This window comes from Alkalibacter saccharofermentans DSM 14828, assembly GCF_900128885.1.
Taxonomy (GTDB): Bacteria; Bacillota; Clostridia; order Eubacteriales; family Alkalibacteraceae; genus Alkalibacter; species Alkalibacter saccharofermentans.
The window spans coordinates 22,699-46,292 of record NZ_FQTU01000006.1; the positions used below are offsets into that span (position 1 = coordinate 22,699).

Below are 23,594 nucleotides of genomic sequence, written 5' to 3' on the forward strand. Positions count from 1 at the left end.
GATTGCCTCACGATTGTTTAACCTTTAGTTCCCGACTCACCGAGTACCGCCTCACCCACAGCCGCTTTGCGACTGATACGACCGTTCAACAACCGTTTCCCGATTGCCTCACGATTGTTTAACCTTTAGTTCCCGACTCACCGAGTACCGCCTCACCCACAGTCGCTTTGCGACTGATACGACCGTTCAACAATCGTTTGGCAAGGAAAAGAGAACTCCTCTGGACACTGAACTCTTTCTAAATTAGCATACCTGCCGGAATTCTCTTGAGTTTTAATTTGTTAAAAACTTTATTGTCAGTTAGAATTTTTTTTGCTCATAGTATGAGTATAATTAAAATGATGTTGATTGAAGATTGTATATATTAAAACACTCGCCGAAAATATTGCATTACCTAAAAACAACTGATTTTGATAATTAAACGCTAAGCTTAAGCTCATAACCAACATATATAGCGAGCACAAAACCATTGACCAATATGCCCATTTTTTTAAATTAATAAATCCAATAGACATAATTATAAATAATATTGAAATAAATATTCTAACACCTAATTCAGGTAAAAATTCTAAACCAACCCGAATATTAATAGGAACATTTTGTTCAATCCCCAAAGTCAAGAGCAATACTATAGCTCCAAATATATAAAAATAACCGATGATAGTTATACCAATATGCCTCTTCATTCTTTTACCCCCTATATAAATGCACCAATAACTTAGTTGAAATTAATTCAAGTGAAAAGTTGAATCACGGATGCCTAAAACATCTACAGTCATCAAATAAATAATATGCACTTTATATATAATATAAGGATTTATTTTCGATATGTTCATATTCCAGTGTAATAAAACTCAGTATATAAGTCAGCATGAATAGTGTTAATTTTCACTAAACCCAAAGGCGTCAAAAGGTATAAATCCTGAAATCCACTAAAATTAACTGCTAAAGTCCGCCCACTATCAATTACGATTCCATTATAAGACGTTTGAGTCCAATCCGCAAAAGGTCGTCCACTTATATATGACACAACATTTGTACAAGATCCAAATCTTGTAGGGTTTACTGCATATGTATAATATGCTTTTACGTATAGTCCAGATATTAAAGACATTCTTTTGGTCTGACTTCCTGTTGCTCTAGTCGACATATCTGAATCTACAAAAATGCTCTCTTCAGTTGAAGCAATTTCAGTTTCAGTTTTTGCCAATAAATCTTCTATTTCTTTCATATCTAAAATTTTCAGTGGTTTTATTCCTTCAGGAACATCTTTTTCATCAATAACAACACCGGTATATTTTCCAAATTCAATTTTTTCGCCAACTTCATACTCTTGAGCCGATGCGTTTGTCATCGGCAATATCGCAATACTAAGCAATAAAACCAAACTTATAATTCGTTTTTTATTCATTTCTGCATATCTCCTCGTCTTTTTATTATACACATAAATTTTTTCAATTTATATGCCAACTGGATGTTACTCAATATATAACATACCATTTATACATCTTAATTTCAATGCAATATTTATCTTTATAAATTTATTATTCATTTTTTTCTAAAAAAAGTAACAAATGCAGATTGGCATTTAACCATGGTGGGACAATGGTTAAATGTTCGCTTCGCTCACGTGGGATGCTCCCTTTGGTCGCGGGAAAAGTGGAAAGTGGAAAGCGACCAATACGATTGCTTGACAACCGTTTCCCGATTGCCTCACGATTGTTTAACCTTTAGTTCCCGACTCACCGAGTACCGCCTCACCCACAGCCGCTTTGCGACTGATACGACCGTTCAACAACCATTTCCCGATTGCCTCACGATTGTTTAACCTTTAGTTCCCGACTCACCGAGTACCGCCTCACCCACAGCCGCTTTGCGACTGATACGACCGTTCAACAACCATTTCCCGATTGCCTCACGATTGTTTAACCTTTAGTTCCCGACTCACCGAGTACCGCCTCACCCACAGCCGCTTTGCGACTGATACGACCGTTCAACAACCATTTCCCGATTGCCTCACGATTGTTTAACCTTTAGTTCCCGACTCACCGAGTACCGACTCACCCACAGCCGCTTAAGCGGCTTAGACGGTGCCAAAGGCACCTACTACAGCATCTCGGACTCCTTCGGACTCCGAGCTCGCGGGCTTCGCCCAATAAAAAAACAGAGGTATCCAGCATTTAAAGCAAGCTTTATGCTCGATACCTCTGTTTTTTTGCTGTTTCTCAGCTTTTCGCGCAAAAAAGGGGGATGCATTACGCATCCCTATAGTGGTGATTGTATTTTTAACATATAAAAAACTTCTCTTTCGACAGCTGGCTACCATACGATTTTCGTTTAGGTCCTATCTAGCTTTGCGTCCTTATCTTTCGATAAGTTTGCCTTTTCGGTGACAAGTTGTTTTGACTTCTTCTTCATAGTAACAGAGGTTTTCTCACAATGCAATACTTTTAGGAAATTTTTTTTGTTTTTTTATTTTAATCTGTTTTTTCTCGATTTTTAATTGAAATAATATATAATGATAGTAAACAATAGAAATTAAGGCGGTGTTATTTTGAACGAAAGAATACTTGTAGTGGACGATGAACAGTCAATCAACGATTTGATTAAGCTTGATCTTGAGTTCGAAGGATATGTAGTGGAAAGCGCTTACGACGGGCAGGAGGCCCTCGCTAAAGTCGACAGCTTCAACCCTGATTTAATCATTCTGGACGTTATGTTGCCGAAAGTTAGCGGTTTTGATGTATGCAAGAAAATCAATATTGAAAAAAGCATCCCCATAATACTGCTTACCGCAAAAACTGATGTAATCGACCGGGTTTTGGGTTTAGAGCTGGGTGCAGACGACTATATGACAAAGCCTTTTGACAACCGAGAGCTGTTGGCAAGGGTCAAGGCCCTTTTGAGAAGGTCCAAATCAACTTCCCTTCCGGATCAGGATATATTGACCAACAACGAAATAATATTGATCCTCAATGAACGAAAAGTTCTCATTAACGATTTGGAGATTCATCTGACACCCAAGGAATACGAGCTTTTAATGCTTTTGATATCAAATCCCGAGCAGGTCTTTTCGAGAGAATCTCTACTGGAAAAGGTTTGGGGCTATGATTATTTCGGAGATACCAGAACGGTAGATATGCACATTCAGCGAATCAGAAAGAAAATTGCAGAGCATTCAACCCACGACTACATCCAAACAGTATTTGGCGTAGGATATAAGATGAGGAAATTTTCATGAAGCTTACATTTCGAACAAAATTCATATTAGCCAATATGGTCGTCGTATTCCTTACGATGATCTTTTTGGCTATTTTTGTAATCCAGGGACTTATGTACTATTCATTCAATACGACGCAAAATCAGTTGGTCTCCATGGGTGAAGACTCCCAGTTTTATATTTCCCAGGAAATAAGGGCCCTCGAAAGTCCGGGAGGAAACATCGCAGCTTATTTAAGCAACGCCCTTGCGCTTTCTGAAGATCTTTCTAGAATCAACAACACCAGGGTGCTGCTCTTCGATATTGAAGGAAATCTCTTGGCAGATTCCGCAAACGTAGATTCCCGAGAAGATATCGACTATTTGGAGGAGATTGAAATAGCTTTGGAGCTTGACTCCGGAAAGTCTGTGTCTGTTTACAAGAGGGTGGACGGATCCAGCAGCATATACTATGCCACGCCATTGTTCATAGACAACGAAAAAGTCGGAGCATTCAGCTTCATACAGTCTATGTCTTTCATAGACAACATAGTTCAGCAAATCATCTTGCTGTTCATGGGAGCTTCATTCGTAGGTTTCATCGTGGTATTGATAGTAAGCAACGTATTGTCTAACTCAATCTTTCGCCCTATAAAGGAACTGGTTAATTCCGCAAAAAAACTCTCAGCCGGCAACTTCGACGAGCTTTTGCATTATGACGCTGATGATGAAATAGGAAACCTCACTACGAATTTCAACAAGATGAGTCTTCATATTAAAGAAAAGATAACTCAAATAGAAAATGAAAAGCAGAAGCTTTCCTCAATAATAAGCTCAATAGAAGATGGCGTAATCGCCCTTGATCTAGACAACAAGGCTTTCATAATAAACGATACGGCCAGAGAAATATTAAACCTTTACTCCGAACAAGCGAGCCTTGACATGTTGCTGGAAAAAGAGGAATTCGGTGACATCATAGATTTTGTCGCCAGGGAGCAACGAGACTTTTCAAAGGAGATATGCTACAACGACAAAAATTTGCATGTTTATTCAAACCTTATTAAAGGCCCGGGAAACGTGATAGGCATACTCCTTGTTATTAGGGACATAACCAAGATAGTTGAACTGGAAAACCAGCAAAGACTTTTTATCAGCAGCGTGTCTCACGAGCTCAGAACGCCTCTTACGACGATAATCGGCTACAGCGATTTGCTGCAAAGAAGAGCTAGTGAAAACCCTGAACTACTACAAAAGAGCCTCCAGACCATAAACGAGGAAGGAAAACGTCTTTTGAGACTTGTTAGCGATTTGCTGGACCTGTCAAAATTTGAAAACACTCATTTCAAGATGGTCTTTTCAGCTGTGGATTTAAATGCTCTCTTAACGGACGTCATTGGACAGATGAAGATCAAGTCCGGTAAGTTCAACATCGACATTTTTTACAACAATACAGAACTTCCATCAGTAAAAGGCGACCATGACAGGTTGAAGCAGGTTATGATAAACATCTTGGACAATGCCATCAAATACTCTAACAGTGGAGATATCATTAAAGTCCTTGCCACTTCCGATGAAGATCATGTAGATATTTCGGTTAGGGATTTTGGCCCTGGAATTTCACCTGATATAAAAGATAGGATATTCGATCCATTCTATAGAGTGGACGAAGACCGGTCCAGAGAACAAGGCGGTAGTGGTCTAGGCTTGGCAATCGTCAAAGACATAGTCGAAAGGCATGGTGGAAGCGTATATGTGGAGAGCCAGCCCGGCGAGGGTACCATGATCCTAATCAGGCTTCCATACTAGGTTTTACATATTATTTACACCTTGAGGGTTGCTTTGTACATATTTAATGCATACAATAGGTAGGCAAGAACTTAACCTGGGAAAGGACGCTTTACATGAAAAAAACATTCACTTTGTTCTTTACGGTTTTAATAGCATTGGTATTTAGCGGCTGTGCTCCATTCTTCATTCGAAATGGCGAGCCAGTTATAATAAGCAATTCTCAAAGGACCGAAGATAATATGCGAAACAAAACTACAAATAACGCCTCCATTACAATAGACAGCATAAACAGCAGGCTGACTGATGGAATAATATACGATATATCCCGGGACGGAGATTACCTTCTGGTAGGAACCCAGATAGAATCCCCACCCAATGAAAGCGGAGATCCTGCTGAAATTTTTTACAACTTGAGCACTTACGACTTTCAAACGAACCAGCCAAACCCGTTGTTGTATTCCAACAAAAACCAGGCAAACGGCTTGATCGACTTTAAAAACAAGGGATACTATTATCTTGAGTTTAATCAAGAAGGCAATACCCAGGAGTTTTCCGCTCGCCTTTTATGGAGCGACCTTGAAGGTGATACAACAAAGAACATATCTTCATCAAGTGAAAGCATCTCTCCAGGTTTTTCAATGATTAATGACGATCTAGTTATTTACGGGAACCAGCAGGGGGAAATAAAACTGGTAAACCATCAAAGGACTCTATTTAATCCTGACGGCACCAGCCATGCCTATAAGATGACCAAGAGGCTGCCTATCGCAAGGATCGACTTCTTGGAGAAACACGATATAGCGTTCTTTATGGCTTACAACCAAGATAACCGATCATACGATCTTTACTATGTATACCTTACTAAGGAGAATCCGGAGCCGGTATTGATACAAAAAAACGTATACCACTTCGATCTATCCAATCAGAAGAATTCCCTCCTGTATTCTACCGCAGGAGAAAAAGACACGCAAAAGCTTGTGCGTCTTGATATATTGAACAATACCCGCACGACCCTTCGGGAAGGGTATATAGGATTGTTTTCATTCAACCGCACCGGAGACAAGATAATATACAGCGAAAAAAGCGACTCTGCATCCAACAGCCAGAATTTATGGTTCATGGACGTGGATGGCAACAGCCAGACACAGCTGGCATCAAACTTGAACATAACGGGAGACAGGATAGTCTTCCATCCTTACAAGACAACGGTGTACTTTACCGTATTTACATTAAGCGAAGAAAATTCTGATAACAGAAGAATAAGCTACTCTGTCTATATGATAGACTATTCCACATCTACAGATTAAAAAAAGCTCATCGAAACTTGATTTCGATGAGCTTTAAATTTTTGCGATGACTACAGAACTCTCGCTCTGCCCTTGTAGATATATCCTCCTTGAGGATCAATGGTGATTAGGCCTCCGTCTTCAATTTGAGAAACAGCCCCTTCAACTCCCAATATTATTGGAATGTTAAACTGAAGAGCGGCTATTGCTCCCTGAGACGTAAATCCTGCCTCTTCTGTAACAATACCGGAAGCGCCTTTTACATATGGAATCAAAGTCTCGTCTATACCTTCGGCAATGACGATGTCACCTTCTTCAAAAGAATTGTTTTCTCCCTTGAATACTCTTGCCTTGGCAGTTACCGCTTTTTTCCCGATGCCGCTTCCCCTTAGAAGCACATTGCCAATAGTCTGAACTTTCATTAAGTTGGTAGTTCCTTTGACTCCCAGTGGTACCCCTGCGCTTATAACGACTAGGTCTCCACACTCCAACAGTCCTTCCTGCACAGCTATCAGAAGGGACTCGTCAAATAACAGATCCGTATTTTCGAAGAACTCAGTTACCACACAGTGAACTCCCCACACTACCGCCAACCTTCTTTGAACTCTTTCATCATCGGTAATTGCGATAATAGGTGAAGTCGGCCTGAATTTAGACACCATTCTTGCGGTATGGCCTGAAGAAGTTGCCGTTATTATCGCAGACGCCTTAAGCTGCTCCGCTGTTGCACAGGTGGAGTGGCTTACTACATTCGTGACCGATATCTCACCGGTAAACTTGTGAGTGACCAATCTCTTGTATTCTTCTGACGTCTCAGTTTTAAGCGCAATCCTGTTCATTGTTGCAACTGCATCTAGAGGATACTTTCCTGCAGCGGTTTCACCTGAAAGCATGATAGCGTCAGTTCCATCAAACACGGCATTGGCCACGTCTGTAACCTCTGCTCTTGTAGGTCTCGGATTTCTAATCATGGAATCTAGCATCTGCGTCGCGGTAATAACCGGCTTTCCTGCTCTATTGCATTTTTTTATTATATCCTTTTGAACCAGCGGAACCTCTTCAGGAGATATTTCAACTCCCAAGTCTCCTCTGGCCACCATGATTCCGTCGGATACAGCTAAAATATCGTCGATATTGTTGACGCCCTCCCGGTTTTCAATTTTTGATATTATCTGGATATGGTCCCCGCCGTTGTCTTCCAGCACTTTTCTTATGGACAGCACGTCTTCTCTTTTTCTCACAAAAGATGCTGCTATGATATCAATATCCTCGCCGATGCCGAACACTATATCGTCGATGTCCTTTTGAGTGATCGCAGGCAATTGGATGTTAACATCCGGGAAGTTAAGGCTCTTGTTGTTGCCCAACTCTCCTCCATTTTCCACCTTACAGTGAATATCTGATCCCTCAACTTTAATTACATTGAACTGAATAAGTCCGTCATCTGCCAAAATTACATTGCCCTCTTTCACTTCATTGGACAAGTTAGGATAAGTAACGGCGACTTTAGACTGATCTCCAATAACATCTTCGGTAGTAAGGATGAAGTCATCCCCTTTTTCCAGGTTGATCTTTCCTTGAGCAAATTGCTTGATCCTTATTTCAGGACCTTTTGTGTCAAGCAAGATTGCGATAGGGGTGTTCAGCTCTTTTCTTACTTCCTTAATCAAATCAATCTTATTTTTATGCTCCGGATAACTTCCGTGGGAAAAATTAAGTCTGGAAACATTCATTCCCGTTTCAACCAGTTTTGTGATCATCTCCTTCGATTCACTTGCCGGTCCAAGGGTACATACTATTTTCGTCTTTCTCATTCATTTACCTCCGTTTTTTTTGTAGCTATATGCGCTTTTATCTTTTTATCAGTTATAGTCAGATTGAAAGAATATTTGCAATCTTGTAAGCTTCTGCGTCAAAATTCTTTTTGATTTCCAACGCTTCATTGGTGTCCATATCCGTGTAAACATTGTTTTTGATACAAATTACCCTGTTCGTCTTGTTATCCAGCAGTAGATTTACAGCCATGTAGCCCATTCTGCTGGCTAGAATCCTGTCAAATGCTGTGGGATTTCCTCCCCTTTGTATGTATCCAAGGTTTGTTCCCCTAGTAGATACTCCTGTTTTCTCTTCTATTTTATGACAGAAATTATCGAAATTACCTACGCCTTCAGCTAGCACGATTATACTGTGAAGCTTGCCTCTGTCTTTCCCTCTTAAAAGCTTGTCGCTGATTTCATCAAGGTCATAGTCTTTCTCGGGAACCAATATTGATTCGGCTCCACCTGCAAGGCCTGCAAATAATGCAATCTCGCCGCAGTCTCTGCCCATTACCTCCACTACATTTACCCTGTTATGAGAACTTGTAGTGTCCCTGATTTTGCCGATTGCATCCAATGCGGTGTTAAGCGCCGTGTCAAATCCAATGGAATAATCCGTGCAGCCAATGTCGTTATCTATAGTTCCAGGGATCGATATGGTGTTCACCCCTCTGTTGCTAAGAGCTCTAGCTCCTTTGAAAGAACCGTCTCCACCTATTACTATGAGGCTTTCGATGTTAAAATCGCTAAGTGTCTTGGCTGCCTTCTTTTGTCCTGCCTCAGTCTTGAAGTACTCGCTTCTTGACGATCTAAGAATGGTACCTCCCCGATGGATTATATCGGCTACAGAATAGATGTTTAAAGGCTCTATCTCCCCTTCCAACAAACCTGCGTAGCCTCTTTTAATTCCAAAAACTTCTACTTTGTTGTAAACTGCTGTTCTGACTACAGCACGAATTGCGGCGTTCATCCCAGGTGCGTCCCCGCCGCTTGTGAGTATTCCAATTCTTTTCATGATTTACCTCCCTTGATTTGAAAAAAAATTAATTGATAAGTTCAATATTGTCTGGTCCAACCAGCCCGGTCAGCTCTTCAATCAGGACATTGCTCTCCCTGACCCAAAGTGTTTTGCTTGCTTTATATTTTCTGCCTTCTCGCATGGAGTAAAGCACAATAGGCTTGTCCCCTTTATGCTTTGACAGTATTTCCTTGATCATCTCTATCCGCTTGTCTTTCATGTCTACAACTGAAATTTGAACAGCTTGGAACGTTTTTTTTCTTCTAAAGTTTTCAAGTTCGGTCATCTCTTCGCAGATTACAGAAGAAGCCTGGTCTTCGCTTATGTTCAGCTTCCCTTTTATGAGGACTTTGCTGTCTGTTTCCAGCATATGATCGTACTTAGCGAACACCCCCGGGAAAACCACGACTTCAATGACCCCGTACAAATCTTCCAAGGTAATAAAGCACATGGTGTTGCTGTTTTTTGTGACTAAAATCTTTTTACCAGTTATTATACCACCAATAGTGATCATTTGCCCGTCTTTTATTCCAAGTTCCATCATTTCATTTAGATTTTCTATTATGCTGCCGTTAATGCTGCATTTCTCTTCCAGCATGCTCCTATAAGGCTCCAGAGGATGCCCTGTGATGTATAAACCCAGCATTTCCTTTTCCAGAGACAATTTGTACCCTTCATCGAATTCGGCAATTTGTGGGTAACATTCTTCAGTCTGAGCAAATGATTCCATAGTCTGAAAAAGAGAAATCTGCCCGTCTATCTTGTTTTTTCTATCGCTTTGTATATTATCTATAACTTTTTCGTATGAAGCCATCAGCCGTGACCTGTATACACCGAATGAATCAAAGGCTCCGCACTTTATAAGGCTTTCAAATGCTCTTTTATTTAGAACCTTGAAATCCGACCTTGTGCAAAAATCCGAAAATGAGGAGTATGGCTCTAAGCTTCTTTTTTCTATTATGCTCATTACCGCATTGTCTCCCACGTTTTTCACCGCTGTCAGTCCGAATCTTATTTTTCCGGATACTACTGTAAAGTTTTCATAGCTTTCATTCACATCCGGAGGTAGAACTTCGATCCCCATCTTCCTTGCATTGGCGATGTACTGAGCTACTTTTGTCTCATTCCCCCTGACACTGGTTAGAAGGGCAGCCATGAATTCAGCTGGGTAATGTTTTTTAAGCCAGGCAGTCTGATAAGCTATCACCGCGTAAGCTGCAGCGTGAGATTTGTTGAAGGCGTATTTGGCAAAATCTATCATCTGATCGTAAATCTTGTTTGCCTGGGACACTTCAACCCCTCTTTTAATGGCACCTTCAACTATCCAGTTTCCATCTTGATCCTGCTCTCCATAAATGAAGGCTTTTCTCTCTGCCTCCATTACATCCATTTTCTTTTTAGACATGGCCCGCCTAACAAGATCGCTTCTGCCCATGGAATACCCAGCCACGTCCCTTACTATCTGCATTACCTGCTCCTGGTAAACCATGCATCCATAGGTCACGTCGAGTATCGGTCTTAATATCTCATGAATATATGTAATTCTGTCTGGATTTTTTTTGTTTCTGATGTAAGTGGGAATCTGATCCATAGGCCCTGGCCTGTATAGGGATATCCCAGCTATTATGTCTTCAAAAGAGTCCGGCTTTAAATTCGTCATAAATTTTTGCATCCCGGCGCTTTCCAGTTGAAACACCCCAAGGGTGTCCCCTTTTGATATCAGGTCGTAAACTTCTTTTTCGCCGTAATCCAAATCGTCAATGTCGACTTTTACCTTTCGGCTTAAAAATACGTTGTCTACGGAATCCCTGATCACTGTAAGGGTTCTGAGACCCAAAAAATCCATCTTTAAAAGTCCCAGCTCCTCCAGCAGAGTCATTGTAAACTGAGTGGTTATGCTGTCGTTGTTTCTGTAAAGTGGTACATGCTCCACCACCGGCTTGTCTGATATCACTACACCTGCCGCATGAGTGGAGGCGTGCCTTGACAAGCCTTCAAGAGATCTGCTCATTTCGATTAGGGTGTTGGTCTCCTCATCTTCCTCGCACATCTGCTTGAGCTTGAGATTGGTTGCAATGGCCTTTTCTATTGTCATGCCAATCTCCATGGGTATTTGCTTTGCCACTTTGTCCACTTTGTTGTAGGGCATATTCATCGATCGGCCTACATCCCGAATTGCCGCTCTCGCCGCCATTGTACCGAATGTTATTATTTGTGCGACATGGTCATGACCATACTTTTCAACTACATAGTCAATGACTCGCTGTCTGTTTTCATAACAAAAATCGATATCAATATCAGGCATTGATATCCTGTCCGGGTTTAGGAACCTCTCGAATATAAGATTGTATTTAATCGGGTCGACAGTGGTTATATCCAAAGTATATGATACAAGGCTGCCGGCAGCGCTTCCTCTTCCCGGCCCCACCATTATTCCATTATCTTTGGCATACTTAATAAAGTCCCATACGATTAAAAAATAATCGTTGTATCCCATCTCGTCAATTACGCCCAGCTCGTACTCAAGCCTTTTTTCAAGCTCACTTGTCACATTGGGATATTTATCCTTTAATCCTTGCCTGCAAAGGCTCTCCAAGTATTCCCTAGGTCCTAAGTCTTTGGGCAACGGATACCTAGGCAGATGAATGCTGTTGAAATCAAAATCCAGATTGCATTTGTCAGCTATCAGATTCGTGTTTGCGATAGCCTGGGGAACGTAGCTGAAAAGCTCCATCATTTCATCCCGGGTCTTAAGGTAGAATTCGCCATTGGGGAATCGCATCCGGTTCTCATCATCTATATTGGTGGCAGTCTGTATACACAACAGTATATCATGACTACGTGCGTTCTCCTTATGTACATAATGCACATCATTGGTTGCAACCAATTGTATATTCAAGGTTTCAGCCAAATCTACCAGACTCTTGTTAACCTTTTTTTGCTCTTCCATTCCGTGATCCTGCAGTTCAATGTAATAATCCTCACCGAATATCCTTTTATATTCTCGGGCAGCTTCAAGCGCTTGCTCAAACTGACCTCCCATTATGAGCCGTGGGATTTCACCGGCAAGACATGCACTGAGGCAAACCAGCCCTGCAGAATGTTCTTTTAAGAAATCTCTGTCCACCCTGGGCTTGTAATAAAATCCGTCAACAAAGCCCGCCGAAACTATCTTCATCAAATTTTTGTATCCTGCCTGATCTTTTGCCAACAGCACCAAGTGAGCAGGGTTTGCATCCACTTTGGATTCCTTGCTTTTCATGCTTCTTGGAGATATATATACTTCACAACCTATTATCGGCTTGATGTCGTTTTTGATGCATTCCTTGTAAAAATCCACAGCTCCGAACATTACTCCGTGGTCGGTTATGGCAATGCTGTTCATGCCAGCTTCCTTGACCCGTGCCACTAAATCCTTGACTGTGCAAAAACCATCCAACAGGCTGTATTCCGTATGCAGATGCAGATGAGTAAAATTGTCCATATGATTAATCCTTCCCTTAACACTTATAGCCTCATTATATCACATACTCCTAAGAGGATTAATATCTTAAGACTGTTAAGACTGCGAATTTCATCGTTTTTTTCCCACTCGCCTAAGCATACATTTTCACTCCTACATTATAAATCTAAAGCGTCCCCGTGTCAACTTTTTGACCCAGCGGGACGCTTGTGTTCCACACAAGAAATCAAAGCCCTTGTGCTATTTCTTCAATTTTCTTAAGCCTGTGGTTAACTCCGGACTTCCCCATGGGTGGATTCATCATCTCCCCCAGTTCTTTCAGGGACGCCTCTTTATTGTTGAGTCTAAGCTCTGCTATTTCCCGCAAATTATTGGGCAGCCTTTCAAGCCCTATCCTGCTTTTTATTTTTTCTATGCTTTCAACCTGTTTCCATGCAGCTTCCACCGTTTTTGTAAGATTCGCTGTTTCGCAGTTTACGATCCTGTTAACGTTGTTTCTCATGCCCTTCATGATTCTTATGTTCTCTATGTCCAGCAGAGCTCCGTGAGCCCCTATCACGCTTAGCAGCGTCACTATCTGTTCCGAATCCTTCAGGTAAACTACGTAGCTGTTTTTCCTTTGGATCATCTTCGAACCAAGTTCAAAGGAATTGACGAGCATCATAAGCTCCATGGCAAACTCTTCGCTGGATGTGACAAATTCCATATGATATGCCTTTTCAGGATCGGATATTGAACCTGCTCCCAGGAAAGCCCCTCTAAGGTAAGCTTTCAAGGGCTCACGATTTCTTTTGAACCTCTCGGGTACTTCGTAGCTCAAAGTCGTATATCCATCTACATCTTTTATTATCCCTAGATCTTTCAGCATGAACATGGATTCTTCGGCAGATACAACTTTTACTATATACTGGTTTCGGTTCTTAAACTGCTTGCTCTTTACAGTCCTGACTTCTACCTCCACCTTGTACAAAGCCTTTATCAGCTTGAAAACATACCTTGCTATGGCCGGATTCTCGGTTTTTATTTGAAACGTCATCCTCTTATGCCCTTCAAATCGAAGGCTTCCTCCCATATGTATCATGGCTGAAAGCTCAGCAGCAGATGTCTCGTTATTTGTATGTTCTATCCTGCACAGATCATTCTTTGTTTTTGATGAAAAACTCATAATATCCTCTCCAAATCATACTCTTTCAAGAATGACTTCAGCAATCTTATCCGCATCGTGACGAATGTAATTTTGCTTGATGTCTATATAATCTCCTTTTATCAGCTTGTAGCTTTTTCCCTCAAACTTCTCCTCTATGAACCTGACCCTTTCAGCGCCTCCTGATTTATATATATCAAGAGGTTCTCCAATTTCCTTGCCCCTGTTTATTACCACATAGTCGAATATCTTCTCTTTAGGATTTTTCAGATGTGCTTCTATAGCCTCAACGTGGTCCAACACGTCGTAATCGTCAGTCTCTCCAGGTTGAGTCATGATATTTGGTATGTAGAACCTTTTTGCTTTGGTTCTCCTAAGCGCATCTTCTATTCCCTCCACTAAAAGATTAGGTATAATGCTGGTGTACAGGCTCCCCGGTCCTATTATAACTGCCTGGGCATTTATTATTGCTTCGATGGCTTCCGGAAGCGGGTTGATCTCATGTGGGCTGATGGAGACTCTTTTAATTTTGCTTTTCTTTTCCATAGCTTTAAGGGGTATTTGAGACTCTCCGTTGACTATCTCTCCGTTAGCAAGCTCGGCGCACAGCGTCACGCTTTCAAGGCTCACCGGAAGCACGGTCCCCTTTATTGCCATAACGTCGCTGACATTCTTTATTGCCTCCATGAAGCTTCCGCTTATTCCGTTCATCGCCGCTATAAAAAGATTGCCGAAGCTCTGTCCTTTTAGACGCCCTTCTTCGAATCTGTAATTTAACAATTTTTGCATTATGCCTTCCTCATCTGCCAAGGACAGTATGCAGCTTCTGATATCTCCAGGTGGAAGCATCCCAAGGTCCTCCCTGAGCACTCCCGAGCCTCCTCCATCATCTGCCACCGTCACGATGGCTGTGATGTTTTCGGTATATTTCTTTAGCCCCCGCAAAATAACGGAGCTGCCTGTGCCGCCGCCTATAACCGTTACCCGTTTGCTGTGTTTTTTTCTAACGTCTTTCATGGTTGATGTCCACCCAGACTCTTTTTTACATCTCTGTGGTCTATGACAGCCCAGTGCCTATTCTCTTGCAGCTTGTCGTGGATTATATTTGCAATGGTGACAGACCTGTGCTGCCCACCGGTACAACCAATTGCAATTACCAGCTGCGACTTTCCTTCTTCAGTATAATAAGGCAGCAAAAATTCCAGCATATCCATCAACTTATCGATAAATTCTTTTGATTGTCTGTATTTTAAGACATAATCCTGAACCTCTTTGTCGTTTCCTGTCTTTCCTCTGAGTTCTTCATCGTAAAAAGGGTTGGGAAGAAACCTCACATCAAAAACGAGATCCGCATCCAGGGGTATGCCATACTTAAACCCAAATGACAGGACGTTTACAAGGAGTCCCGAAGCCTCCATGTCGCTTAAATAGATTTTTGAAAGCTCTGCTTTCAAATCTTTAACGCTTAAATTCGATGTATCGATTATGTGATCGGCCTTTTCCCTAATTTTAGTCAGCTTTTCCCGCTCAAGCTTCAGCGCTACGGAAATCCTGGAATCAGTGGCTAAAGGGTGCTTTCTTCTGGATTCTTTGTACCTGGTTATTAGCACATTGTCGGAAGCTTCCAAAAAAAGTACTTCGAACTTGAACTTTCTATCGTGCATATCTGCTATGACATTTGCAAAATCGTCGAAAAAAACCCCGCCCCTACTGTCAACTCCCAAGGCTACCTTTTCGATGTTGTTATCCGACCTGCTGCATAGCTCTGCAAATGTGGGAATTAACTTAGGTGGCAGGTTATCCACACAAAAGTATCCCCAGTCTTCAAAAGCTCTTATAGTATGGCTCTTTCCGGCACCTGACAAGCCGGTTATAATTACAAATCTCATTTTAATCTTCCTCTCCGTTGACTATTCTATGAGCTTTTAGCCCCGCTGCCTGGGCAATTTCAATCCCCTTATGAACCATGCCTACATGAATGCTTTGGTGGGCATCGCTGTTGATTGCAAACTTCACATCGTATTTCATCGCCTTTTTCAAGTCATCTAAATCAAGATGCAAGTGATGGGCGTTTATTTCCAAGATCACATTTTTATCCTGGGCTTTTTTTGCCACCCTGTCCATATCTACAGGAACTTTTGCCCCCGGATGGGTTATCATATGAATATGGTTTCTTTCCATTGCATTTACAAGGGCCTTTGTATTTGCACCCATGGCTCTTTTCTTTAAGAACGGCAAAATCTTTCCAAAGAAATTAAGAAGATACAGACTAAAAAAATCTCTTACTCTTTTAGGCTTCACGCCATAATGGAAACCCGCATTTATTACATCGAAAAGCTCTAGGTGCTCTTCATCTACATCTATGCTGCCGTCAGATCCTATTATATTTGCTTCAACCCCCATCACTATTTCCACTTGGGGATATTTTTTCTTTAGTACATCTATTTCATCTCTCATCTTATGCCAGTTTCTTTTGTCCACGCCGTAGAATATATGTCCGCTGCCATGATCGGTGATGGCCACCTTTTCAAGACCAAGCTCCACTGCTTTTTTCACATTATCTTCGATGGTATTTTTCCCATGGCTGTATACTGTATGTGTATGGTTGTCACCATTTATTTTCATGATCAGTCCCACCCTTCTTTTCATCATTATAATACATTTATCCATTTACATAAAGCATCCTTAATTCTTCCTTGCTTAATGTCTCTAGAATTTGTATAATAGGTTTGGACTTTATGTCCTTTAAGCCATATGTTTCGGAGGAACAAAATTTATGAACAATAAATATATATATACTGAGTTTTTAAAGGTGCTGGATTCAGAAAAGATTTTGACGGATGCACCTATGAAAAACCATACTTCCTTTAAAGCGGGAGGGTGTGCCGATTATCTGCTGATTCCTGATACCGAGGATGAAATCAAGCTCATCATAGAGATATGCAAGCAAAACAACGTGCCCTATTATATTATGGGCAATGGCAGCAACCTACTGGTAAAGGACAAGGGCTACAGAGGCGTCATTATAAAGCTGGGAAAGAACTTCAGCAAATGCACGTTGATCGACAACGACCTGGACTGTCAAAGCGGGGTATTCTTGTCCCGACTGGCAAAAATCGCCCTGGACAATGAACTTTCCGGGTTTGAGTTTGCAAGTGGAATCCCCGGCACTCTCGGAGGTGCCGTCACCATGAACGCAGGGGCATATGACGGGGAGATGAAAGATGTTCTAGTAAGCATCAGAGGACTGGACATGGACGGAAACATCATAGAATTAGCAAACGGAGACTTAGAGCTTGGATACAGAACCAGCGCCGTGAAAAAAAGGAATCTGGTGGTTCTATCCGCTAAGATACGACTTGAAAGCGGAAACAAAAAGAAAATCAAAGAAAAGATGGAAGATTTCGATGAAAGACGAAAATCTAAGCAGCCCCTGGAGCTGCCCAGCGCGGGAAGCGCCTTCAAGCGTCCTGTCGGCCACTATGCGGGCAAGCTCATAGAAGACAGCGGACTGAAAGGCTTCGCCATAGGCGGAGCTCAGGTTTCCACCAAGCACTGCGGCTTCATAGTGAACATAAACAGCGCTACTGCCAAAGATATCCTGGATTTGATCGATCATATCATTAAAACCGTAAAGGACAATTTTAACGTTATCCTTGAACCCGAGGTAAAGATAATCGGTGAAGATTAATCTCATTTTTCTACCCCAGCCAACACCCCCACGGACACCTTGACTGCCCCTGCCTTTAAAAGCTCTTTGGAACAGGCACGTACCGTCGCACCGGTGGTAAAAACATCATCAACCAAAAGAACCCTTCGACCCCGAACTGCTTCGGGGTTTTTTATTTCAAAAGCGTCTTTGAGATTTACCAGCCTCTCGCTTTTATTTAAATCTCTCTGATGGAGGGTATCTTTTACCTTTACCAGTGCCTTCAGATCCAATTCCGGGGAAGGGTACGAAATTTGCGAGACCTTTTGAAATATCCCTTTTGCCATCATCTCGCTTTGGTTGTAGCCCCTTTCCTTCAGACTATTTTCATGGAGGGGCACAGGTATGATCACTTCAAAATCCGGGTGCCCAAACCCCGAGATATGCTCCCCTACCAATTCTCCCATGAAGGCGCAAAGCCCGGGTCTGTTACCGAATTTCATCAGGTGCACTATATCCTTTATGCTTCCTTCGTATAGATAAGGAGCATACACCTTTTCAATCGAGGTGTTCTCCCAATCGTCGCCCTGCACCTTTCCTGCAACTTCCTCCAACCCTTTCACGCACTTGCTGCAAAGGTGGTCCTCTGTGAAAAAAAGTACCCGCTTGCACACTGGGCATCTTCCGTTTTCTAGAAACAAAGCCTCCTTTAAGATATCTAACATCTTAGTCCTCCATAATGGCATGGGCTCTGATTCTGTCCCGAAGCCCAGTTTTTCTCATCACAGTGTTTATGTTTTCTATCATAGCCTTTAAGTAGGTTCTATGTCCCACCAGAACAACAAGTTCCTTGCCCCTTGTGATAGCTGTATAAAGGAGATTTCTGTTAAGAAGCATTCTCGGCCCTTGAAATACGGGCATCACCACTACCTTGAACTCGCTTCCCTGGCTTTTATGAACGGTAATTGCATAAGAGAGTATCAGTTCGTCCATTTGTTCAAATGAATATATTACCTGTTTGTCATCGTCAAAGATTACGGTAGCATTTTTACCTTGTTGATTTATCTTTTTTATTATGCCGATATCTCCGTTAAAAACCCCTTGGCCCTCTTCCTGGGTATTTAAATCAAGCCATTCTATATTGTAATTGTTCTTGATCTGCATCACCTTATCCCCTTCCCTGTATACCGTAGACATGAACGTCCGTTCCTCCTTGTCCGGGGAGGGTGGGTTTAAGTTAAGCTGCAAGAGCTTATTCAGCTCATTGATGCCGGCGGCTCCTTTTTTCATGGGGGTTACCACCTGTATATCTTCAAAAAAATCGTAGCCGTTGTAATTTTTAAGCCTGTGGGTGCATATGTCTAATATGGTCTTTCGCACCTTTTCCCCCGTATTGCAGTTGATAAAGTAAAAGTCTTTTTCCTTGTCGTTTACCATGGGCATCTCCCCATTATTTATCTTATGGGCATTTACTACTATCATGCTCTCTTGGGCCTGCCTGAATATCTTGTTGAGGACAACCAGGCTGACCTGATTGCTGTCTATTATGTCCTTTAAAACATTTCCCGGACCTACTGACGGAAGCTGGTTAATATCTCCTACCAGAATAAGCCTTGTGCCAAGTCTGATGGCCTTTAAAAGATGGTTCATCAGAAGTATGTCTATCATCGATGCCTCATCTACGATAACAACGTCATATTCCAGTGGATTTTCTTCGTTCTTATCAAAGGTCTGTTCCGCTTCGTTCTCAGAATATCCAAATTCCAGCATCCTGTGAATGGTCTTAGCTTCAAATCCGGTGGCCTCGCTCATCCTTTTAGCAGCTCTTCCGGTGGGAGCTGCTAGGGCTATATCGTAATCAAGCTGCTGAAATATCTCAAGTATGCACTTTATTATCGTTGTCTTGCCTGTGCCCGGCCCTCCCGTTATTATGACCACGCCGTTTTCAACCGCGGCCTTAACCGCATTTTTTTGCGCTTCATCAAGCTCTATGTCGTTTTGCCTCTCATAGCTGGATATTATTTTATCTACGTTTATGATCTCATTTTCGTATCTGTGTCTGGAAATCCTGACAGTCATTTCCGCCACGCTTTCCTCCGCCTTGAAGAGAGGAATCGTGTAGTAAACTCTCTTGTCCTCAATTGTTTCAAGTTTTATATCCCCTTGCAGGACAAGATCTTCAACATTGTCATAGGCGAGATCTTCTGAAATATCCAACACGGAAGCGGATTTATAGACAAGCTCCTCTTCTTCCATATACATGTTTCCATCGTTATAGCAGCTTTGAAGCATATGCTTGATGCCCGCCATCACCCTAAAGGGAGAAAATTGCTCTACGCCCATGCTCATTGCTATTTCATCTGCCAGCTTGAATCCGATTCCCGGGACATCGCGTATCAGCTTGTAGGGGTTTTCCTTGATAACCGATATGGTATTGTCCCGATACACCTTGTACACCCTCATCGCCATGGAAGAGGATATTCCGTACTCCCCAAGAAACATTATGATGTCCATGACCTCTCTGTGCTCGTTGAAGGATTCGCTTATCATGCTGGCGGTTTTTTTGCCTATCCCTTCCACTTCAGTCAGCCTGTCCGGATTGTACCTTATTATATCCAGCACATCTTCCTTGAACCGCTCCACCAGCAGCCTGGCCTTTTTCTCTCCGATGCCTGTTATGAGCCCTGAAGCAAGATATTTTTCCATCCCGGCGACAGTCTCCGGTATCTCCACCTTAAAGCTATGGGCCTTAAGCTGCACGCCAAAAGAGGGGTGCTCGCTCCATGCACCCTTCACTGTTATGTACTCTCCCGGGTTAAGGGTTGGGAAGCTTCCCGTTACCGTTACCAGATTGCCCCCACAGTCTAATTCCATTACGGTAAAATTATTCTGTTCGTTGTGATATATTACGTTTTCTATGTAACCGGACAGTTTTTCCATTTAATAGCTCCAATATTTATTATCTTTTCATTATAACACTACCCGCCCCATGTGATAAGGGGCAAAAAACCCCTCTGCGCAACCTATTAAGGTAATAACGCCAAGGGGCATTTATAATTTCTTATTTAACTATAGATTTCTTAAAGCAACTCCAGCTTAGCAAGTTCTTCTAAATCAACGTCCTCGTCATAATCCACATTGTCAAAATTAAATCCGTTTATCTTCATGAAGTCATCTATAAATCCTTCTATGTCCGTTATCTCTCTTACATTTTCGTTGCTGACGGACTTTAGTATATCTTCAACTTCACTTTGAACCTGTTCGTCCATCTCCAAATTGTCAGGACGCACTCTGCTCTCTTCGTCGGTTATCCGCTCATTGCCGTATATCATTTCCTTAAAGAACCTGTACTTCTGCTCTATTTCCCCTTCGTGGGTTCCGTGCTTTTTCATCACCTTGTAGAGTATCGCACCATATACCGGGAAAATCGGAATGTAAATGCTCGCCTTAGTGACGATGGCCTTGCTTGAAGATATCAGGGCTTCCCCGTTGTACTTCTCTTTTACTATATTGTCAAGCGCTGCCGCTGTCTGCTCTAAATGCTTTTTAGCCTGACCGATGGTGCCGTCTTTGTATATGGGATACGTCGCCGGCGATCCAAGATAGGTATAAGCTATAGTCTTGAAGTCATCAGCTAGAACTCCCGCTTCTGAGAGCATTTCTACCCACATCTGCCAGTCTTCTCCACCCATTACCTTTATGGTATTATTAATTTCTTCTTCAGTAGCAGGTTCCATTATTTCTTCTTTAAGGGAAAGGCTTGTTATATCAATGGAATATCCCCTTACCTCATCGCCAATGCTCTTGAGAACGGATTTATAAGTAACCCCGTCCCTGGGATCAGTTCTTCTGTTTGAAGCCAGACTGTATATTAAAAGATCGATTTTGCCGTATTTCTTCTTTATATAGTCCACCACCACCTCTTTCATCTCAAAAGAAAAGGCATCCCCAACAAAATCCTTGAAAGAAAGGCCCTCTTCCTTTGCAAACTGTTGAAAAAAGATGTTGTTCCACCAACCGGCAGTCCCTGTCCTAGTGGCTCCTCTTGGCTCCATCTCAAATGATACGTTAACGGTGTTGGTCTTGCACCCAAAGCCAAGAGCGATCCTGCTGGCTAAACCGTATCCCGATGACCCTCCTATTATAAGCGCGGTCTTTGGTCCTTTGAACTCTCCGGATTGTTTTACAAACTCAATTTGTCTTCGCACATTTTCCTTGCACCCTAAAGGGTGTACCCTGACGCAGATATTGCTTTTTATCGCAGGTTGTATTATCATTAATGATCCTCCTTGATTATCTTTTTAGGTTGACAATTATTGTTCTTTGTATTATATTTCAAATATACTTTGATTGTCAAAGAATTTGGCACAAAATACGAAGTAATTATTTGGGAGGTACTGTTTTGGACGTTAATGAAATTATATTACTTATTGACCGATTAGAAAAGAGCACAATTGGAGAATTCTATTTAAGGGAAGATGAATTCGAACTAAATATCATAAAAAACAATCCTGAAGACTCTGTTCAAACTATTATAAAAGAGGTTTCACCCTCACAGCTTCAGCAACCTGCACCTTCAGCAGCAGCACAACCAATAGCTCCTGGGACTGCAGATGTCATCCCTGCAGACAATGAGGTTACGGTAAAATCTCCACTGGTAGGGATATACTACGAGTCACCCACACCGGATGCGCCTCCATTTAAAAAGATTGGCGATTACGTAAAGGAAGGCGAGGTAATTTGCATCCTTGAGGCGATGAAGGTATTCAACGAAATCAAAAGCCCCTGTGAAGGCAAGGTGAAATCAGTTATGGTTGCAAACCAGGATATCGTGGAATTCGACCAACCAATAATGGTTATAGAAAGGACGAAGTGATTATGACGCATTTTAACCGTGTCCTGATAGCCAACCGTGGGGAGATAGCAGTCAGGATCATAAGAGCCTGCAAGGAAATGAACATAGAAACCGTGGCAGTGTACTCCACTGCTGACAAAGACAGCCTACATGCTGCGCTTGCCGATTATGCCATATGCATAGGGACGGGATCCCCAAAGGACAGCTACCTTAATTTAGAACGAATCATGAGCACAGCCGTGACCCTGGGTGTTGACGCGATCCATCCCGGATACGGCTTTTTGTCCGAAAACAGCAGGTTCGCAAAGATGTGCGAAGAGTGCGGGATAATCTTTATAGGTCCCGATTCCGATGCCATCTTGAACATGGGCAACAAGTCAACCGCAAGAGAGCTGATGAAAAGCAGTGGGGTTCCAGTAATTCCCGGCTCAGACGGCCTTATCCACGACATGGACCAAGCTTTGGTAGTAGCCAAGGAAATAGGCTTTCCAGTAATAATCAAAGCTTCGATGGGTGGCGGCGGCAAGGGCATGCGGATAGTAAACACCTTTGAAGATTTGTCCAGATTTATCGATCAGGCCAAAAACGAAGCTCAAAACGCCTTTGGAGATTCTTCCATATATATAGAAAAATACATAACCGAATCTCGACATGTGGAGTTTCAAATCCTGGCAGATAAACACGGCAATACAATACACCTCTTCGACAGAGAGTGTTCCATACAAAGGAATAATCAAAAGATGATAGAGGAAGCCCCTTCATCCTACATAAGCGATGTTATGAGAAAAAACATGGGCGACAGTGCAGTATTGGCCGCAAAAGCCATTGACTATAATAGTGCCGGAACAGTGGAGTTCTTGGTGGACAACGACAACAACTATTATTTTATAGAAATGAACACTCGGATACAGGTGGAACATCCCACCACCGAAATGGTTACGGGAATAGACCTTATCAAAGAGCAGATTAAAATAGCCCGTGGTGACAAGCTGACAATAAATCAAGAGGACGTAATCATCAGAGGCCACTCCATAGAATGCAGGATAAACGCCGAGGACCCGGACAACCACTTTGCTCCAAGCGCAGGAACCATAACCGACTTGCACCTTCCTGGAGGAAACGGAGTTAGGGTCGATACCCACCTTTACCCCGGATATAAAATCCCTGTTTATTATGATTCCATGCTATGCAAGATTATTTGCTGGGGCAATGATAGATCTGAGGCCATCCAAAAGATGAAAGTAGCCTTGGACGAACTGGTGGTATCAGGCATCAAGACAAATACAAGTCTCCAAAAGAGAATCCTCAGCCACCCTGATTTTCTTGCAGGAGAATTCAACACAAATTTTGTAAATAAAATAATCGGATAGGTTTGA

General features: G+C 42.2%; 18 protein-coding genes and 1 riboswitch. Of the genes, 6 read left to right on the forward strand and 12 right to left on the reverse strand.

Going from position 1 to position 23,594, the window contains the following annotated elements:
- Positions 1–296: 296 nt before the first annotated feature.
- Positions 297–686, reverse strand: coding sequence for a hypothetical protein (locus BUB93_RS05325; protein WP_073270055.1), 390 nt, complete (start codon positions 684–686; stop codon positions 297–299).
- A gap of 146 nt (positions 687–832) precedes the next feature.
- Positions 833–1,411: a hypothetical protein gene (locus BUB93_RS05330; protein ID WP_073270056.1), complete on the reverse strand. Its 579-nt coding sequence runs from the start codon at positions 1,409–1,411 to the stop codon at positions 833–835.
- An 896-nt stretch (positions 1,412–2,307) separates the two neighbouring features.
- A riboswitch (cyclic di-GMP riboswitch) is annotated at positions 2,308–2,393 on the reverse strand.
- Between the two features lie 161 nt (positions 2,394–2,554).
- On the opposite strand from BUB93_RS05330, the gene BUB93_RS05335 reads away from it, so the two are divergent.
- The 3 genes from BUB93_RS05335 (at position 2,555) to BUB93_RS05345 (ending at position 6,293) form a co-directional block, all read left to right on the forward strand.
- Positions 2,555–3,241: a response regulator transcription factor gene (locus tag BUB93_RS05335; RefSeq protein ID WP_073270057.1), complete on the forward strand. Its 687-nt coding sequence runs from the start codon at positions 2,555–2,557 to the stop codon at positions 3,239–3,241.
- Entirely contained in the window at positions 3,238–5,004 is a 1,767-nt protein-coding gene (locus BUB93_RS05340) for a HAMP domain-containing histidine kinase (protein ID WP_073270058.1), read from the forward strand. Before BUB93_RS05335 ends, BUB93_RS05340 begins: the two co-directional genes overlap by 4 nt.
- Before the next feature lie 95 nt (positions 5,005–5,099).
- On the forward strand, positions 5,100–6,293 hold the full coding sequence (locus tag BUB93_RS05345) for a hypothetical protein (protein ID WP_073270059.1): 1,194 nt from the start codon (positions 5,100–5,102) through the stop codon (positions 6,291–6,293).
- 50 nt (positions 6,294–6,343) lie between these two features.
- Here BUB93_RS05345 and pyk read toward each other — a convergent pair whose 3' ends face one another.
- From pyk to BUB93_RS05380, 7 genes are all read right to left on the reverse strand, one after another.
- Positions 6,344–8,086, reverse strand: a complete 1,743-nt coding sequence (gene pyk / locus BUB93_RS05350) for a pyruvate kinase (RefSeq protein ID WP_073270060.1) — start codon at positions 8,084–8,086, stop codon at positions 6,344–6,346.
- A gap of 58 nt (positions 8,087–8,144) precedes the next feature.
- On the reverse strand, positions 8,145–9,104 hold the full coding sequence (gene pfkA / locus BUB93_RS05355) for a 6-phosphofructokinase (protein ID WP_073270061.1): 960 nt from the start codon (positions 9,102–9,104) through the stop codon (positions 8,145–8,147).
- A gap of 28 nt (positions 9,105–9,132) precedes the next feature.
- Positions 9,133–12,591 carry a DNA polymerase III subunit alpha gene (locus BUB93_RS05360; protein WP_073270062.1) on the reverse strand — a complete coding sequence of 1,153 codons (3,459 nt, stop codon included), beginning with the start codon at positions 12,589–12,591 and terminating at the stop codon, positions 9,133–9,135.
- Positions 12,592–12,796: 205 nt separating this feature from the next.
- On the reverse strand, positions 12,797–13,735 hold the full coding sequence (gene whiA / locus BUB93_RS05365) for a DNA-binding protein WhiA (protein WP_073270063.1): 939 nt from the start codon (positions 13,733–13,735) through the stop codon (positions 12,797–12,799).
- Between the two features lie 15 nt (positions 13,736–13,750).
- Positions 13,751–14,731, reverse strand: coding sequence for a gluconeogenesis factor YvcK family protein (locus tag BUB93_RS05370; protein ID WP_073270064.1), 981 nt, complete (start codon positions 14,729–14,731; stop codon positions 13,751–13,753).
- Positions 14,728–15,603, reverse strand: a complete 876-nt coding sequence (rapZ, locus tag BUB93_RS05375) for an RNase adapter RapZ (protein ID WP_073270065.1) — start codon at positions 15,601–15,603, stop codon at positions 14,728–14,730. The genes BUB93_RS05370 and rapZ overlap by 4 nt, the downstream gene beginning before the upstream one ends.
- A gap of 1 nt (position 15,604) precedes the next feature.
- Positions 15,605–16,384, reverse strand: a complete 780-nt coding sequence (locus tag BUB93_RS05380; RefSeq protein WP_242945384.1) for a PHP domain-containing protein — start codon at positions 16,382–16,384, stop codon at positions 15,605–15,607.
- Between the two features lie 106 nt (positions 16,385–16,490).
- Here BUB93_RS05380 and murB point away from each other — a divergent pair, with 106 nt between their 5' ends.
- Positions 16,491–17,405 carry a UDP-N-acetylmuramate dehydrogenase gene (gene murB / locus BUB93_RS05385; protein ID WP_073270066.1) on the forward strand — a complete coding sequence of 305 codons (915 nt, stop codon included), beginning with the start codon at positions 16,491–16,493 and terminating at the stop codon, positions 17,403–17,405.
- 2 nt (positions 17,406–17,407) lie between these two features.
- On the opposite strand, the gene BUB93_RS05390 is transcribed toward murB, so the two are convergent.
- From BUB93_RS05390 to fabV, 3 genes are all read right to left on the reverse strand, one after another.
- The gene (locus BUB93_RS05390; protein WP_073270067.1) at positions 17,408–18,088 is read right to left on the reverse strand and encodes a ComF family protein; all 681 of its coding nucleotides are present in this window, start codon (positions 18,086–18,088) and stop codon (positions 17,408–17,410) included.
- Between the two features lies 1 nt (position 18,089).
- Positions 18,090–20,303, reverse strand: coding sequence for an SF1B family DNA helicase RecD2 (recD2, locus tag BUB93_RS05395; protein WP_073270068.1), 2,214 nt, complete (start codon positions 20,301–20,303; stop codon positions 18,090–18,092).
- A gap of 140 nt (positions 20,304–20,443) precedes the next feature.
- Positions 20,444–21,640 (reverse strand): enoyl-ACP reductase FabV, encoded by a 1,197-nt coding sequence (gene fabV, locus BUB93_RS05400; RefSeq protein ID WP_073270069.1) that lies wholly within the window; start codon positions 21,638–21,640, stop codon positions 20,444–20,446.
- A 125-nt stretch (positions 21,641–21,765) separates the two neighbouring features.
- Here fabV and accB point away from each other — a divergent pair, with 125 nt between their 5' ends.
- Positions 21,766–22,239: an acetyl-CoA carboxylase biotin carboxyl carrier protein gene (accB, locus tag BUB93_RS05405; RefSeq protein ID WP_073270070.1), complete on the forward strand. Its 474-nt coding sequence runs from the start codon at positions 21,766–21,768 to the stop codon at positions 22,237–22,239.
- Positions 22,240–22,241: 2 nt separating this feature from the next.
- Complete coding sequence (gene accC, locus BUB93_RS05410) at positions 22,242–23,588, forward strand: acetyl-CoA carboxylase biotin carboxylase subunit (protein ID WP_073270071.1); 1,347 nt, start codon at positions 22,242–22,244, stop codon at positions 23,586–23,588.
- Positions 23,589–23,594: the final 6 nt, after the last annotated feature.

Excerpts from the sequence above, each read along its gene's own strand:
- BUB93_RS05325 (WP_073270055.1), bottom strand. The coding sequence starts at position 686 with ATGAAGAGGCATATTGGTATAACTATCATCGGTTATTTTTATATATTT.
- BUB93_RS05330 (WP_073270056.1), bottom strand. The coding sequence starts at position 1,411 with ATGAATAAAAAACGAATTATAAGTTTGGTTTTATTGCTTAGTATTGCG.
- BUB93_RS05340 (WP_073270058.1), top strand. The coding sequence starts at position 3,238 with ATGAAGCTTACATTTCGAACAAAATTCATATTAGCCAATATGGTCGTC.
- BUB93_RS05345 (WP_073270059.1), top strand. The coding sequence starts at position 5,100 with ATGAAAAAAACATTCACTTTGTTCTTTACGGTTTTAATAGCATTGGTA.
- pyk (WP_073270060.1), bottom strand. The coding sequence starts at position 8,086 with ATGAGAAAGACGAAAATAGTATGTACCCTTGGACCGGCAAGTGAATCG.
- pfkA (WP_073270061.1), bottom strand. The coding sequence starts at position 9,104 with ATGAAAAGAATTGGAATACTCACAAGCGGCGGGGACGCACCTGGGATG.
- BUB93_RS05360 (WP_073270062.1), bottom strand. The coding sequence starts at position 12,591 with ATGGACAATTTTACTCATCTGCATCTGCATACGGAATACAGCCTGTTG.
- whiA (WP_073270063.1), bottom strand. The coding sequence starts at position 13,735 with ATGAGTTTTTCATCAAAAACAAAGAATGATCTGTGCAGGATAGAACAT.
- BUB93_RS05370 (WP_073270064.1), bottom strand. The coding sequence starts at position 14,731 with ATGAAAGACGTTAGAAAAAAACACAGCAAACGGGTAACGGTTATAGGC.
- rapZ (WP_073270065.1), bottom strand. The coding sequence starts at position 15,603 with ATGAGATTTGTAATTATAACCGGCTTGTCAGGTGCCGGAAAGAGCCAT.
- BUB93_RS05380 (WP_242945384.1), bottom strand. The coding sequence starts at position 16,384 with ATGGATAAATGTATTATAATGATGAAAAGAAGGGTGGGACTGATCATG.
- murB (WP_073270066.1), top strand. The coding sequence starts at position 16,491 with ATGAACAATAAATATATATATACTGAGTTTTTAAAGGTGCTGGATTCA.
- BUB93_RS05390 (WP_073270067.1), bottom strand. The coding sequence starts at position 18,088 with ATGTTAGATATCTTAAAGGAGGCTTTGTTTCTAGAAAACGGAAGATGC.
- recD2 (WP_073270068.1), bottom strand. The coding sequence starts at position 20,303 with ATGGAAAAACTGTCCGGTTACATAGAAAACGTAATATATCACAACGAA.
- fabV (WP_073270069.1), bottom strand. The coding sequence starts at position 21,640 with ATGATAATACAACCTGCGATAAAAAGCAATATCTGCGTCAGGGTACAC.
- accC (WP_073270071.1), top strand. The coding sequence starts at position 22,242 with ATGACGCATTTTAACCGTGTCCTGATAGCCAACCGTGGGGAGATAGCA.